The 12,827-nt window shown below is 68.3% G+C and carries 13 protein-coding genes; 8 read left to right on the plus strand and 5 right to left on the minus strand.

Features of this window, described 5'->3' with window-relative positions; all coding sequences use genetic code 11:
- Nucleotides 1-51 precede the first annotated feature (51 nt).
- Genes N536_RS0105095 through N536_RS0105110 form a run of 4 tightly spaced genes read right to left on the minus strand, consistent with a single transcriptional unit; the run spans nucleotide 52 to nucleotide 3,227 of the window.
- A complete protein-coding gene (locus tag N536_RS0105095; protein WP_029112619.1) occupies nucleotides 52-936 on the minus strand; it encodes an amino acid ABC transporter permease in 885 nt (294 codons plus the stop codon).
- Nucleotides 937-1,617: an amino acid ABC transporter permease gene (locus tag N536_RS0105100; protein ID WP_029112620.1), complete on the minus strand. Its 681-nt coding sequence runs from the start codon at nucleotides 1,615-1,617 to the stop codon at nucleotides 937-939.
- Between the two features lie 27 nt (nucleotides 1,618-1,644).
- A complete protein-coding gene (locus tag N536_RS0105105; RefSeq protein ID WP_036435618.1) occupies nucleotides 1,645-2,475 on the minus strand; it encodes a glutamate ABC transporter substrate-binding protein in 831 nt (276 codons plus the stop codon).
- A gap of 23 nt (nucleotides 2,476-2,498) precedes the next feature.
- Nucleotides 2,499-3,227 (minus strand): amino acid ABC transporter ATP-binding protein, encoded by a 729-nt coding sequence (locus tag N536_RS0105110; protein WP_029112622.1) that lies wholly within the window; start codon nucleotides 3,225-3,227, stop codon nucleotides 2,499-2,501.
- Nucleotides 3,228-3,396: 169 nt separating this feature from the next.
- On the opposite strand from N536_RS0105110, the gene miaB reads away from it, so the two are divergent.
- On the plus strand, nucleotides 3,397-4,926 hold the full coding sequence (gene miaB, locus N536_RS0105115; protein ID WP_029112623.1) for a tRNA (N6-isopentenyl adenosine(37)-C2)-methylthiotransferase MiaB: 1,530 nt from the start codon (nucleotides 3,397-3,399) through the stop codon (nucleotides 4,924-4,926).
- The gene (locus N536_RS0105120; protein ID WP_369798380.1) at nucleotides 4,923-5,498 is read left to right on the plus strand and encodes a hypothetical protein; all 576 of its coding nucleotides are present in this window, start codon (nucleotides 4,923-4,925) and stop codon (nucleotides 5,496-5,498) included. The genes miaB and N536_RS0105120 overlap by 4 nt, the downstream gene beginning before the upstream one ends.
- A 10-nt stretch (nucleotides 5,499-5,508) precedes the next feature.
- Here the strand turns inward: N536_RS0105120 and N536_RS0105125 are convergent, their stop codons facing one another.
- Complete coding sequence (locus N536_RS0105125) at nucleotides 5,509-6,840, minus strand: DUF349 domain-containing protein (protein ID WP_081809059.1); 1,332 nt, start codon at nucleotides 6,838-6,840, stop codon at nucleotides 5,509-5,511.
- A gap of 199 nt (nucleotides 6,841-7,039) precedes the next feature.
- Between N536_RS0105125 and N536_RS0105130 the strand changes: the two genes are divergently transcribed.
- From N536_RS0105130 to N536_RS40620, 6 genes are read left to right on the plus strand one after another with little or no spacing between them, the layout of a single operon-like run.
- The gene (locus N536_RS0105130; protein WP_029112626.1) at nucleotides 7,040-7,927 is read left to right on the plus strand and encodes a DMT family transporter; all 888 of its coding nucleotides are present in this window, start codon (nucleotides 7,040-7,042) and stop codon (nucleotides 7,925-7,927) included.
- Between the two features lie 9 nt (nucleotides 7,928-7,936).
- Nucleotides 7,937-8,626, plus strand: a complete 690-nt coding sequence (locus tag N536_RS0105135) for a hypothetical protein (RefSeq protein ID WP_029112627.1) — start codon at nucleotides 7,937-7,939, stop codon at nucleotides 8,624-8,626.
- Nucleotides 8,623-9,576, plus strand: coding sequence for a tRNA (adenosine(37)-N6)-dimethylallyltransferase MiaA (gene miaA, locus N536_RS0105140; protein ID WP_029112628.1), 954 nt, complete (start codon nucleotides 8,623-8,625; stop codon nucleotides 9,574-9,576). Before N536_RS0105135 ends, miaA begins: the two co-directional genes overlap by 4 nt.
- A gap of 4 nt (nucleotides 9,577-9,580) precedes the next feature.
- The gene (dapF, locus tag N536_RS0105145; protein WP_029112629.1) at nucleotides 9,581-10,450 is read left to right on the plus strand and encodes a diaminopimelate epimerase; all 870 of its coding nucleotides are present in this window, start codon (nucleotides 9,581-9,583) and stop codon (nucleotides 10,448-10,450) included.
- A gap of 51 nt (nucleotides 10,451-10,501) precedes the next feature.
- Nucleotides 10,502-11,911, plus strand: a complete 1,410-nt coding sequence (gene hflX / locus N536_RS0105150) for a GTPase HflX (protein WP_029112630.1) — start codon at nucleotides 10,502-10,504, stop codon at nucleotides 11,909-11,911.
- A gap of 13 nt (nucleotides 11,912-11,924) precedes the next feature.
- Nucleotides 11,925-12,824 carry an alpha/beta fold hydrolase gene (locus N536_RS40620; RefSeq protein ID WP_051574263.1) on the plus strand — a complete coding sequence of 300 codons (900 nt, stop codon included), beginning with the start codon at nucleotides 11,925-11,927 and terminating at the stop codon, nucleotides 12,822-12,824.
- The last annotated feature ends 3 nt before the right edge of the window (nucleotides 12,825-12,827 follow it).

Consider the following 12,827-nt stretch of genomic DNA (forward strand, 5'->3'; position numbering starts at 1 on the left):
TGACTTTTCGACGATTTCTCGCACACAAGTTCACGCTCGGCAGCCGCAGCGTCAGATGGTGCCGCCGCCGCCCCCGCCGAACGACCCCTGCGTGACGGGTTGGATGTGCATGGGCTCCGGCCCCTTGCGGGAACGGCGCATCCGGCCCTCCAGCCGTGTCGCGAACCACGACAGCGTGAAGTTGACGGTGATCATCAGCACGGCGATGACGATGAGGGCCGGGATGTAGTTGCCGTAGGACGAGCCCACCTGCGTGCCTTGTCGCACCATTTCCAGGAACGTGATCTGGTAGCCGATCGCGGTGTCCTTGAGAACCACCACCATCTGCGACACCAGGACCGGCAGCATCGACGTGACGGCCTGAGGCAGCAGGATCGCCCGCATCGTCTGTCCCCAACGCAGTCCCAGCGCGGACGCCGCCTCCGACTGACCGCGCGGCAGGGCGTGCACACCGGCGCGGACTATCTCGGCGATCACCGCGCCGTTGTACAACGTCAAACCGGTGATGACACCTGCCAGCGCAAGGTGTTTCGACGGAAACACGTCGTACGTGGCGAACAGGAAGTAGGCGAAGATCATCATGATCAGCACCGGCACGGCGCGGAAGAACTCGACGATCACCGAGCACGTCCAATTCACCGCGCGATGGGTGGACATCCTGCCGACGCCGAGCACGAATCCCAGCAACAATGCCAACACGATCGACACAGCGGCCGCCGTCAGCGTGCCCTGGACACCGGGCAGGATGTACGTCTTCCACAGGTTGCCCGTCAGGAACGGCTCCCACTTCGCGGCAGTGAGCTGACCCTTCGAGTTCAGCTGGGAGTACACCACCCAGGCCACCAGTGCGATGACCACCGCCGTGACGACGTTGAATATCCGGTTGCGGGCGCGGGCGCGCGGTCCCGGCGCGTCGAAGAGGACTGAACCAGCCATCTACCGTGCCACCGCCAGCCGTTTGCCCAGCCATCCGAAGAACAGCCCCATCGGCAGCGTCAAGATGACGAACCCGATCATGAAGATGCCGCCGATGTAGATGAGTGCCGCCTCGTTCTCGATCATCGTCTTCATCAACAACGCCGCTTCCGCGACGCCGATCGCCGACGCGATCGTGGTGTTCTTCGTCAGCGCGATCAACACCGAGCCGAGCGGACTGATCACTGCCCGAAACGCCTGCGGCAGCAGCACGATTCGCAGATTCTGCGCGAACGTCAGGCCCAACGACCGGGCAGCCTCCGCCTGGCCCAACGGCACCGTGTTCACACCGGACCGCACCGTCTCACACACGAACGCCGCCGTGTAGACGGTGAACCCGAGCACTGCCAGCCGGAAGTTGCTGTCCTCGATCGACGTCAGCGACTTCGAATCGACCAGCGTGATCCCCAGTGTCTGAGACAGCCCGAACGAACAGAACAGGATGATCAGCGTCAGGGGCGTATTGCGAATCACGTTGACGTAGGTCGTCCCGAGCCAGTTGAGCATCGGCACGGGCGAGAGCCGCATCGCAGCCACCAGCGTCCCAAGGACGAGCGCGCCGATGGCGGAGAAGACCGTCAATTGGATCGTGGTCCAGAACGCCTCGAAGATCTGACTCTGATACTTACTGAACAACTCCACGGCGGCTACCGAGACGGCCCAGACCGCTTACTTGGCGACCGGCGGCGGTGCAGGCGCAGGAATCCCGGCGGGCCCGAGGTTCTTGTCCCACGCCGTCTTCCACGCACCGTCGGCTTCCATCTTGGTGATGGCGTCGTTGATCTTGGTCTGCAACTCGGTGTCGCCCTTCTTCAGGCCGATGCCGTACTTCTCCTCGGAGAACGTTCCACCGACGACCTTGAAGGCGCCCGGGCTCTGCGCCGCGTAGCCGGCCAGGATGACCTCGTCGGTGGTGACGGCGTCGATCGCGCCGTTCTTCAGTGCCTCGACGCACGCCGAATACGTGTCGTACTGCTGCAGCTGCACGCCGGGGTACTTGTCCTTGATGCGCTGCGCAGGCGTCGAACCCGACACCGAGCACAGCTTCTTGTTGTTCTGCAGCGACTCGGCGCCCGTGATGTCGGTGTTGTCGGCGCGGACCAGCAGGCTCTGCCCGGTGAGCAGGTACGGCCCGGCGAAGTCGACCTTCTCCTTGCGGGCATCGGTGATCGAGTACGTCGCCGCGATGAACTTCACCTGGTCGTTCTGGATCAGCGTCTCGCGCTGCCCGGACGGGGATTCCTTCCACTCGATGTCCTCGGGCTTGAAGCCGAGCTGGCCCGCCACGTAGGTGGCCACGTCGACGTCGAAGCCGCTCATCGTGCCGTCAGGGTTCTTCAACCCGAGGCCCGGCTGGTCGAACTTGGTGCCGATGGTGATCTTGCTCGAGTCGCCACCACCGCCGCCGCCGCAAGCGGTGACGGACAGTGGCAGTGCGATGGCGAGCGCCACCGCGGCGGCCACCCGGAATCGCAGAGACGACTTGGAAGGGGAGAACACGGTCGGATCCTTTCGCCGGTGCATCAGTGGTTGAGTATCTTGCCGAGGAAGTCCTTGGCACGGTCGGATTTCGGGTTCGAAAAGAACTCTTCTGGCACTGCGTCTTCGACGACCGCGCCGTCGGCCATGAAGATGACCCGATTGGCGGCACCGCGCGCGAAGCCCATCTCGTGGGTGACCACCACCATGGTCATGCCCTCGGCGGCCAGTGACGTCATGACCCCCAGCACCTCGCTGATCATCTCGGGGTCCAGCGCACTGGTGGGCTCGTCGAACAGCATCACCTTGGGGTTCATCGCGAGCGATCGTGCGATGGCGACGCGCTGTTGCTGTCCGCCCGAGAGCTGGGCGGGGTACTTATCCGCCTGGTTGGCGATGCCCACCCGCTCCAACAACTTCATCGCGTTGGCCCTGGCCTCGTCCTTCGACTGCTTGCGAACCTTCATCGGCGCGAGCATGACGTTCTGCAGAATCGTCTTGTGCGCGAACAGGTTGAATGACTGGAAGACCATGCCCACGTCCGAGCGCAGCTGTGCGAGTTTGCGACCCTCCGACGGCAGCACCTCACCGTCGATGTAGATGGTGCCGGAGTCGATCGGTTCGAGCCGATTGATGGTGCGGCACAACGTCGACTTGCCCGATCCCGACGGCCCGAGGACCACCACCACCTGGCCGCGATCGACCTCGAGGTTGATGTCCTTGAGCACGTGCAGGCTGCCGAAGTGCTTGTTGACGGCCTGCATTGAGAGCATTGGCCCGGCGTCGCGGCTGAGTTCTCCGGTGGCGGTCGCCGACCCGTCCGTCTCCATGCGACGAGACCTTACCCAGGTAACGCTCAGCTCGCCGGGCTCTCGGCAATCCGGGCGATTTGCGTGAATTGGGTCTGCCGATGCACCCCCGTACCATTGGTCCGTGACTTCGATGGTGACGCGCGGCGCGTCGGCCGCCGCCGGCGACCGACCGGCTGACGCCGTCGGCCGCACCTACCAGGTCCGCACCTACGGCTGCCAGATGAACGTGCACGACTCCGAGCGGCTTGCCGGGCTGCTCGAGCAGGCCGGATACCTGCGGGCGGCCGAAGGCACCGACGCCGACGTCGTGGTGTTCAACACCTGCGCGGTCAGGGAGAACGCCGACAACAAGCTCTACGGCAACATCAGCCACCTGGTGCCGCGCAAGCAGGCCAACCCCGACATGCAGATCGCCGTCGGCGGCTGCCTGGCCCAGAAGGACCGCGACGCCGTGCTCAAGCGGGCACCGTGGGTCGACGTGGTGTTCGGCACGCACAACATCGGCTCGCTGCCCGCGCTGCTCGACCGCGCCCGGCACAACAGAGTCGCCCAGGTGGAGATCGAGGAGGCGCTGCGGGAATTCCCCTCGTCACTGCCCGCTGCTCGGGAATCCGGCTATGCCGCATGGGTTTCCATCTCGGTGGGCTGCAACAACACCTGCACGTTCTGCATCGTGCCCGCGTTGCGCGGCAAAGAGGTCGACCGGCGTCCCGGCGACATCCTGGCCGAGGTTCAGTCGTTGGTCGATCAGGGCGTCCTCGAGGTGACGTTGCTCGGGCAGAACGTGAACGCGTACGGCGTGTCGTTCGCCGACCCGGACGTCCCCCGTGACCGCGGTGCGTTCGCGAAGTTGCTGCGCGCGTGCGGTGGGATCGACGGACTGGAACGGGTCCGGTTCACCTCTCCGCATCCCGCCGAGTTCACCGACGACGTGATCGAGGCCATGGCGGCCACGCCCAACGTCTGCCCCACGCTGCACATGCCACTGCAGTCGGGGTCGGATCGGATCCTGAAGGCCATGCGGCGCTCCTATCGCGCGGAGCGCTACCTCGGCATCATCGACAGGGTCCGCGCAGCGATACCCAACGCGGCCATCACGACCGACCTCGTCGTCGGGTTCCCCGGCGAGACCGAAGAGGACTTCGCGGCCACGCTCGACGTGGTGGAGCGGGCCAGGTTCGCCGGCGCGTTCACCTTCCAGTACTCCAAGCGGCCCGGAACGCCGGCCGCGGAGCTACCCGACCAGGTGTCGAAAGCCGTTGTGCAGGAGCGTTATCAGCGACTGGTCGACCTGCAGGAGCGAATCTCGCTGGAGGAGAACGCCGCCCAGGTGGGGTCGCGCGTCGAACTGCTCGTCGCAACCGGTGAGGGCCGCAAGGACGCCAGCACCGCGCGGATGTCGGGCCGGGCCCGCGACGGCCGGCTCGTCCACTTCGCACCCGGCGACCGCGACGTCCGCCCCGGCGACATCGTCGTCACCACGGTCACTGGTGCCGCGCCACACCACCTGATCGCCGACACCGAAGTCCTCGAGCACCGGCGCACGCGCGCAGGCGACGGGCACGAAGCCGGCCGCCGGGTCAGCACGAACATCGGACTCGGAATCCCGGGCGTCGGCGCGCCACCTCCGCAACCCGCGACGACGGGGTGCGCCCTGTGACCGACCGGAACGATCCGGACTTCGAGGACTTCAAGGGTGACATCGAGGACGCGGAACGCCGTGTCGCACGGGAAATCGACCCGGGGGCAAGGGCTCTCGTCGTCGCCATCCTGGTGTTCGTCATCCTCGCGTCGTTCGTCCTGCCGCACACCGGTGCCGCGAGGGGCTTGGACGTGCTGGTCGGCGACGACGCGGCCATCGGCGCCCGGATAGCCCTGCCGTCGCGGGTATTCGTGTGGCTGATCTTGGTGTTCAGCGTCGGTTTCTCGATTTTGGCGTTGACCACCCGGCGCTGGGCCTTGGCCTGGATCGCGTTGGCCGGGTCGGCGGTGGCGTGTCCGCTCGGAATGCTGGCCGTGTGGTCCCGGCAGACCGTGGCCGCTGGACATCCCGGACCTGGCATCGGCTTGATCCTGGCGTGGATCGCGGTGATCCTGCTCAGCTTCCACTGGGCGCGAGTGGTGTGGTCGCGGACCGCGGTGCAGCTCGCCGCCGAAGAGGAACGCCGCAGGGCGGTCGCCGACCGGCAGCGCAAGGGGCTGCTGGACGACTTCGGCGACGACTCCGCGTAGCCGTGCCCGCCTAGCGCTTCTTGCCGAGCGCCTCGACCGCGGCCTCGGCCCATTCCCGCCACTGCGCGGCGTTCGCCCGCGCCTGCTCGGCGTCCTTGGTCTTGCCCGCCGCGTCCGCCTTGGCTGCCTGCTGCTCGTACTGCTCGGCGCGAATCCGGAATTGGTCCGCCCTGGCCTGCGCCTCCGGATCCGACCAGCCGGTCGATGCCGCGTCGCGCACCTTCTTCTCCGCGACGCGCAGACGTCGCTCGAGTTCGGCGCCGCGTTCGCGGGGCACCTTGCCGATCGCGTCCCACTTGTCGCCGATGGTCCGCATGGCGGCTCGGGCGGCCTCCACGTCCGTGATGTCGATGGCCTCGGCCTGGGCGAGCAGCGCCTGCTTGGCGTCGGCGTTAGCCTCGAACTCCGCGTCGCGTTCGGCGTTGGCGGCGTTGCGGGCCGAGAAGAACTTGTCCTGGGCGCCCTTGAACCGCTGCCACAGCGCGTCGTCGACCTCCTTCGACGTCCGGCCCGCGGCCTTCCACTGGGTCAGCAGGTCGCGGAACGTCGCGCCGGTCGCGCCCCAGTCGGTCGAGTCGGCGAGTTCTTCGGCGCGTTCGCAGAGCGCTTCCTTCGCCTGCCGGGCCCCGACCCGTTCACGGTCGAGTTCGGCGAAGTGCGACCCGCGGCGGCGATTGAACGTCTCCCGAGCAGCCGAATAGCGCTTCCACAGCGCATCGTCGGTCTTGCGGTCCAGCCCGGAGATCGTCCGCCACTCCTCGAGGATCTCGCGCAGCCGGTCACCTGCCGCCTTCCACTGCGTGGAGTTGGCGGCGATGTCCTCGGCCTCCACGGCCAGCGCTTCCTTGCGCGCCGTCTGGGCAACGCGGTGCTCGTCGCGTCGCGCACGGTCCTCTTGGGCGCTGACGTCGGCCCGCTCGGCGATCGCGTTCAACCGGGCGGCCAGCGCCTCGACGTCCCCGAGCACCGCGGCGGTGGGCAGGCTCTCGGCCAGCACGGCGGCGGCGGACTTGATCTTGCGCGCATCGCCCGTACCCGACTCCAGCCGCCGTTCCATCAGCGCGACCTCGGTCTGCAGGTCGTCGAAGCGGCGACCGAAGTGCGCGAAGGCCGCTTCGGTGTCGCCGGCCTGCCAGGACCCGATCTGCCGTTCGCCTGCGGAGGTGATCAGCCACACGGTGCCGTCGGGGTCGACGCGGCCGAACCGGTGCGGGTCGACGGAAGCCACCGCCACGACGGGAGCGGCGCCGCCGGGCCGGGGAACGGCACGCGGTGGTCCGGGTCGGGGTGGTCCGGGTCGGGGTGTAGGCCTCGGCGGCCCGCCTGACTCGCTGGTGGTCATATCCGTATCCCTCATACCCTCCGCGGGAGTTACCCGCGCTCCTGCCGCGCGACGCGGCGCCGTGTGCGTTCTCGCACGCTATTGAAGCAGGTCGCCGCGCGGCGTGCCCACGCCTTTGCATCACGGGTTGCCTAGGCTCTTTCTCAAGCGTAGGAGCGGAGCGACCGGGGAACGATCCGGGATGGCGGGGAGGTCGGCGGTGGAGAAGGCGGACATCGCCGCGCTGCTGGCGCTGGGCGCCGCCTTCTTCATCGCTGTCGGCGACGTCGTGCACCAGCGGTCGGCGCACGAGGTCACCGACGAACCGGTCGGTCATCTGGAGCTGTTCACCCGGCTGCTGCGGGACCGTCAGTGGTGGATCGGCAGCCTGGTCTCGGCTGCCGGATTCGGGCTGCAGGCCGCCGCGCTGGGCCTCGGGTCGGTGCTCCTGGTGCAGGCCGTGCTGGTCACGTCGCTGCTGTTCGCCCTGCCGATCAACGCCCGGTTGACGAAGCACCGGGTGTCCCGGTTCCAGTGGACGTGGGCGGCGCTGCTGGCGGTCTCGGTGGTGGTGATCGTTACGGTCGGCAATCCCACCGAGGGCCATTCCCGGGCGTCGTTCGAAACGTGGACGCTGGTGCTCGCCGTGCTCGGGCCCGCCCTGGTGGCCTGCGTGATCGGTGCCCGGATCTTCTCCGGACCCGTGAGCGCGGTGCTTCTGGCCATCGTGTCCGGTGCGCTGTGGGGACTGTTCGCGGTGCTGACGAAGGGCGTCGTCGACCGGATCGACGACGGCATCGTGGCGTTGGTGAAGACGCCGGAGTTGTACGCCTGGGTGTTGGTGGCCATCGCGGGCACCGCGTGGCAGCAGTCATCGTTTCGGGCGGGCTCGCTCACCGCCTCGCTGCCCACCATGACCGTCACGGAGCCCGTCGTCGGATCGGTTCTCGGTGTGGTGGTGCTGGGGGAGGCTCTGCGGCCGGGGGAAGCCGGCTGGGTGACGCTGAGCATCGCGGTGGTGGTGATGGTCGTCGCGACGGTGGCGCTGGCCCGCGGCGAGGCGGCGACGTTGGGCACCGAAGAACCCGCGCCGCGCGACGCTGGCTAGCGTGGTGGCGTGCTGAGCGCCATCGCCATCGTCCCCTCGGCACCCGTCATGATTCCCGAGCTGGCCTCCGGCGCGGCCGACGAGCTGGCCGACCTCCGTGCCGCGGTGCTCGCGGCAGCGGCGTCGCTACCCGCCCGGTGGGTGGCCGTCGGCGTCGGGCAATCCGACGTCGTCATCGGTGACGGACGGGTCGGGACTTTCGGCGGCTACGGCGTCGACGTGCGGATCGCGCTGTCTCCCGACCCAACCGAAGAGCCGGCACCGATGCCCCTGTGCGCCTTGATCACCGGCTGGATCCGTGGGCAGGCGAATCCAGCGGCGCGCGCGGAAGTGCGGGCATACGGCACCGATTGTGACGTCGACGGCGCGGTGGCCGTCGGCCGACGACTGCGCGCCGAAATCGACGAGGTCGCCGACGCCGTCGGCGTCCTGATCGTGGCCGACGGCGCCAACACCCTGACCCCGTCTGCGCCCGGGGGTTACGCCCCCGACTCCGTCGCTGCGCAGAGCGCGCTCGACGACGCGCTGGCCGCCGGCGATGCCGCCGCGCTGACCCGCCTACCGCAGGAGATCGTCGGGCGGGTGGCTTATCAGGTGCTGGCCGGGCTGGCCGAACCTGGACCACGTACGGCGAAGGAGATCTACCGCGGCGCGCCGTACGGGGTGGGGTACTACGCGGGCGTCTGGCTGCCACAGTGACGAGGCCCATCGCGATCATCGGACCGACCGGCACCGGAAAGTCCGCACTCGCGCTCGAGGTGGCCGAGCGGGTCGGCGGTGAAGTGGTGAATGCCGACGCCATGCAGCTCTACCGCGGGATGGACATCGGTACCGCCAAGCTGACCGTCATCCAACGTCGCGGCATCCCGCATCACCAACTCGACGTCCTCGACGTGACGGAGACCGCCACCGTCGCGCGCTACCAGCAGGCCGCCGCCGCCGACGTGGAGGCGATCGCCGCCAGGGGTTCGGTGCCGGTTCTCGTCGGGGGATCGATGCTCTACGTGCAGTCGCTGCTCGATGAATGGGCATTCCCGGCGACCGACCCGGACGTGCGGGCGCGCTGGGAGGACCGGCTGACCGAGGTCGGGGTCGGCGTTCTGCACGAGGAGTTGGCCCGCGTCGACGCCGCGGCCGCCTCGTCGATCCTGCCCACCGACGGTCGCCGCATCGTGCGCGCACTGGAGGTGGTGGAGCTGACCGGGAAACCGTTCGCGGCGTCGGCGCCGACGATCGGTGCTCCCCGCTGGAACACCGCGATCGTCGGATTGGACTGGGACACAGCGCTTCTCGTCGAACGCTTGGCATTGCGTACGGACACCATGTTCGCCGACGGTCTGGTCGGTGAGGTCACCGCCCTGCTCGAACGCGGGTTGCGCGACGGCGTCACCGCGTCGCGCGCGCTGGGCTATGCACAGGTGATCGAGGCGCTCGACGCCGGTGGCGGCGACGACGCGCTCGCCGAAGCCCGGGTGCGGACGTTCATCGGCACTCGCCGCTACGTGCGCCGCCAGCGGTCGTGGTTCCGCCGTGACCACCGGGTGCGCTGGCTCGACGGAACCGCGGACGACAACGTCGACGCGGCGCTGCGGGTATGGCGGGAGCGAAGTGCGGGGACGGAACAGCCGGGAGGGTCGGACGTATCCTGATCAGGTGAAGTTCGCCAAGGGGCACGGCACGGAGAACGACTTCGTGGTGTTGCCCGACCTCGATGCCCGCATCGCGCTGGTCCCCGCTGCGGTGGCCGCGCTGTGCGACAGGCGCCGAGGGCTCGGCGCGGACGGCGTGCTGCGCGTGACGACGGCCGGCGCGGCACTCGCCGCAGGCGTCTTCGGTCGGCTGCCCGAGGGTGTTCAGGCGGGCGATTGGTACATGGACTACCGCAACGCCGACGGATCGATCGCCCAGATGTGCGGCAACGGCGTCCGGGTCTTCGCGCACTACCTGCGTGCCTCCGGCCTGGAGCGGCGCGACGAGTTCGTGGTGGCGTCCTTGGCTGGTCCGCGACCGGTGGTGTTGCACTCGGTGGACGCGCTGGCGGCGGACGTCACCGTCGAGATGGGCAAGGCCAACCAGGTGGGCACGGGTTCGGCGGTCGTCGGCGGACGCGAGTTCACCGGTTTGGCGGTCGACGTGGGCAATCCGCACCTGGCGTGCGTCGACGCCACGCTGACCGTGGACGACCTGCGCGCGCTCGACGTGGCCGCCCCGGTTCGGTTCGACTCAGAACAGTTCCCCGGCGGCGTCAACGTCGAGGTGCTGACCCGCGCAGTCGACGATGCGGTGACGATGCGGGTGCACGAGCGTGGGGTCGGTGAGACCAGGTCGTGCGGTACCGGGACGGTGGCCGCCGCGGTGGCCGCGCTGCATCACCGCGGGGACTCGACGGGCACGCTGCGGGTGCGCATCCCGGGCGGCGAGGTCGACGTCACCGTCACCGATGCCACCAGTTACCTGCGCGGACCGTCGATGCTGGTAGCCGACGGCGACATCTCCGACTCGTGGTGGCGCGCCCACGCGTGACGTTATTCGGATGCATTCGTGGGTACGCCATGACACGATCGGAAGCTGCTCATGACTGAATACGACGACCGCTACACCGCGCCCAGCCTCGGCGAACTCGCACTCGAAGACCGCACGGCCCTGCGCCGGGTCGCCGGGCTTTCGACCGAACTCACCGACGTCTCCGAGGTCGAATACCGCCAGCTTCGTCTGGAACGCGTTGTGCTGGTGGGTGTCTGGACCGAGGGCAGCGCCGCCGACGTCGAGGCAAGCATGGCCGAACTGGCGGCGCTGGCCGAAACCGCGGGCTCCGAGGTCCTCGAAGCGCTGATCCAGCGGCGCGACAAGCCGGACGCGTCCACCTACATCGGGTCGGGCAAGGCCGCCGAACTGCGCGACATCGTGGCCGCCACCGGGGCGGACACCGTGATCTGCGACGGCGAACTCAGCCCCGCCCAGCTCAACGCGCTGGAGAAGGCGGTCAAGGTCAAGGTCGTCGACCGCACCGCGCTGATTCTCGACATCTTCGCCCAGCACGCCACCAGCCGCGAGGGCAAGGCGCAGGTCGCCTACGCGCAGATGGAGTACATGCTGCCGAGGCTGCGCGGCTGGGGTGAGTCGATGTCGCGGCAGGGTGGTGGCGCAGGCGGCTCCAGCGGCGGAGTGGGCACCCGTGGTCCCGGCGAGACGAAGATCGAGACGGACCGACGCCGGATCCGCGAGCGGATGTCCAAGCTGCGGCGCGAGATCAAGGACATGAAGAAGATCCGCGACACCCAGCGCGGACGGCGGCTGCAGAGCGACCTGGCGTCGGTGGCGATCGTCGGCTACACCAACGCAGGGAAGTCCAGCCTGCTCAACGCCCTGACCGGCGCCGGCGTGCTGGTCGAGAACGCGTTGTTCGCGACGCTCGAACCCACCACGCGCCGTGGCGAATTCGACGACGGCCGGCCGTTCGTACTCACCGACACCGTCGGGTTCGTGCGGCACCTGCCCACCCAGTTGGTGGAGGCGTTCCGCTCCACGCTGGAAGAGGTCGTCGACGCACAGTTGTTGGTGCACGTGGTCGACGGTTCCGACGCCACGCCGCTGGCCCAGATCGACGCGGTACGCCAGGTAGTCAACGAAGTCATCCGCGAATACGACATCGCTCCGCCACCAGAACTATTGGTAGTCAACAAGACTGACGCGGCAACCGGGCTGGGGCTGGCGCAGCTGCGGCGGGCATTGCCCGACGCCGTGTTCGTGTCGGCCCGCACCGGCGACGGCATCGACCGGCTGCGCAGCCGGATGAGTGAACTGGTGCCGCCCACCGACGTCACCGTCGACGTAACTCTGCCGTATGACCGCGGTGACCTCGTCGCCCGCATGCACGCCGAGGGCCGGATCGACGCGACCGAGCACACGGACGACGGCACGCGCATCAAGGCACGGGTGCCGGTGGCGCTGGCGGCTGGGCTGCGTGAGTTCGCGACGTTCTAGTCGTCGTAGATAGGTGAACGATCAAGCCGCGGTTGGGAAACTGGACTTCTTTCGCAGCCCAGAGCAACGGGCACAGTTCATCGCGACGTACGACGCCGTATTGGCCGACTGGCCAGTGCCGTACGAAGAAGTCGACGTCGACACCGACGCCGGCGTCACCCACGTGATCGCCTGTGGGCCCTCATCTGCGCCGCCGCTGATATTGCTTCACGGCGCGACGACCACGGCGGTGATGTGGCGCCCGGTCATCGAGGCGCTCAGTGCCTCTTATCGCTGCTACTGCGTCGACACGATCACGGAACCGAACAAGAGCATGCCCACTCGGCGAGTCTTCGGGGTGTCGAAGCTCGTCGGCTGGCTGAGGCAGGTGCTCACCGCGCTCGGCGTCCCCGCCAGTGCGCGCGTTGCCGGATTCTCGTACGGCGGCTGGATGGCCGCGAATCTGGCCGTACATGCGCCGGAGCTCGTCAACCGGCTGGTCCTATTGGCTCCGGCAGCGACATTCGCACCGATCCCCGTCGAGTTCTACTTCCGCGTGTTCTCACCGGGCCCGCTGAGGTCACCGGCCATGGCCCGGAAGGCCGTCCAGTGGCTGTCCAGCACGCCGGGCGCGTCGTTGGATCCGACGTTGGACTTGGCGCTGACGAACTTGGTGTCAGGCCGATTCCTCCGGCTGGGTGTGCCATCGCCGACCGTTCTGAAGGACGACACCCTCCGCCGAATCAATGCGCCGACAACGGTTCTCATCGGCGACCGCGACGTGATCTACCGAGGCGGCCCACGGGCAGCGCTGGCACGCGCGCAGAAGCTCATCCCGAATGTAGCCGTGAGCGCGTTGCCAGGAGCAAACCACTGGTTGACTGTCGACTGCCCTCGGCGACTGGCCGATGAGTTGGTTCTGGGACTGACGTAATCC

Source organism: Mycobacterium sp. URHB0044, from assembly GCF_000620625.1.
Taxonomy (GTDB): Bacteria; Actinomycetota; Actinomycetes; order Mycobacteriales; family Mycobacteriaceae; genus Mycobacterium.

What these genes read in the sequence shown, in the direction of transcription:
- N536_RS0105125 (WP_081809059.1), bottom strand. Translation starts at nt 6,840, where the DNA reads ATGACCACCAGCGAGTCAGGCGGGCCGCCGAGGCCTACACCCCGACCC.
- N536_RS0105110 (WP_029112622.1), bottom strand. Translation starts at nt 3,227, where the DNA reads ATGCTCTCAATGCAGGCCGTCAACAAGCACTTCGGCAGCCTGCACGTG.
- N536_RS0105095 (WP_029112619.1), bottom strand. Translation starts at nt 936, where the DNA reads ATGGCTGGTTCAGTCCTCTTCGACGCGCCGGGACCGCGCGCCCGCGCC.
- hflX (WP_029112630.1), top strand. Translation starts at nt 10,502, where the DNA reads ATGACTGAATACGACGACCGCTACACCGCGCCCAGCCTCGGCGAACTC.
- miaB (WP_029112623.1), top strand. Translation starts at nt 3,397, where the DNA reads ATGGTGACGCGCGGCGCGTCGGCCGCCGCCGGCGACCGACCGGCTGAC.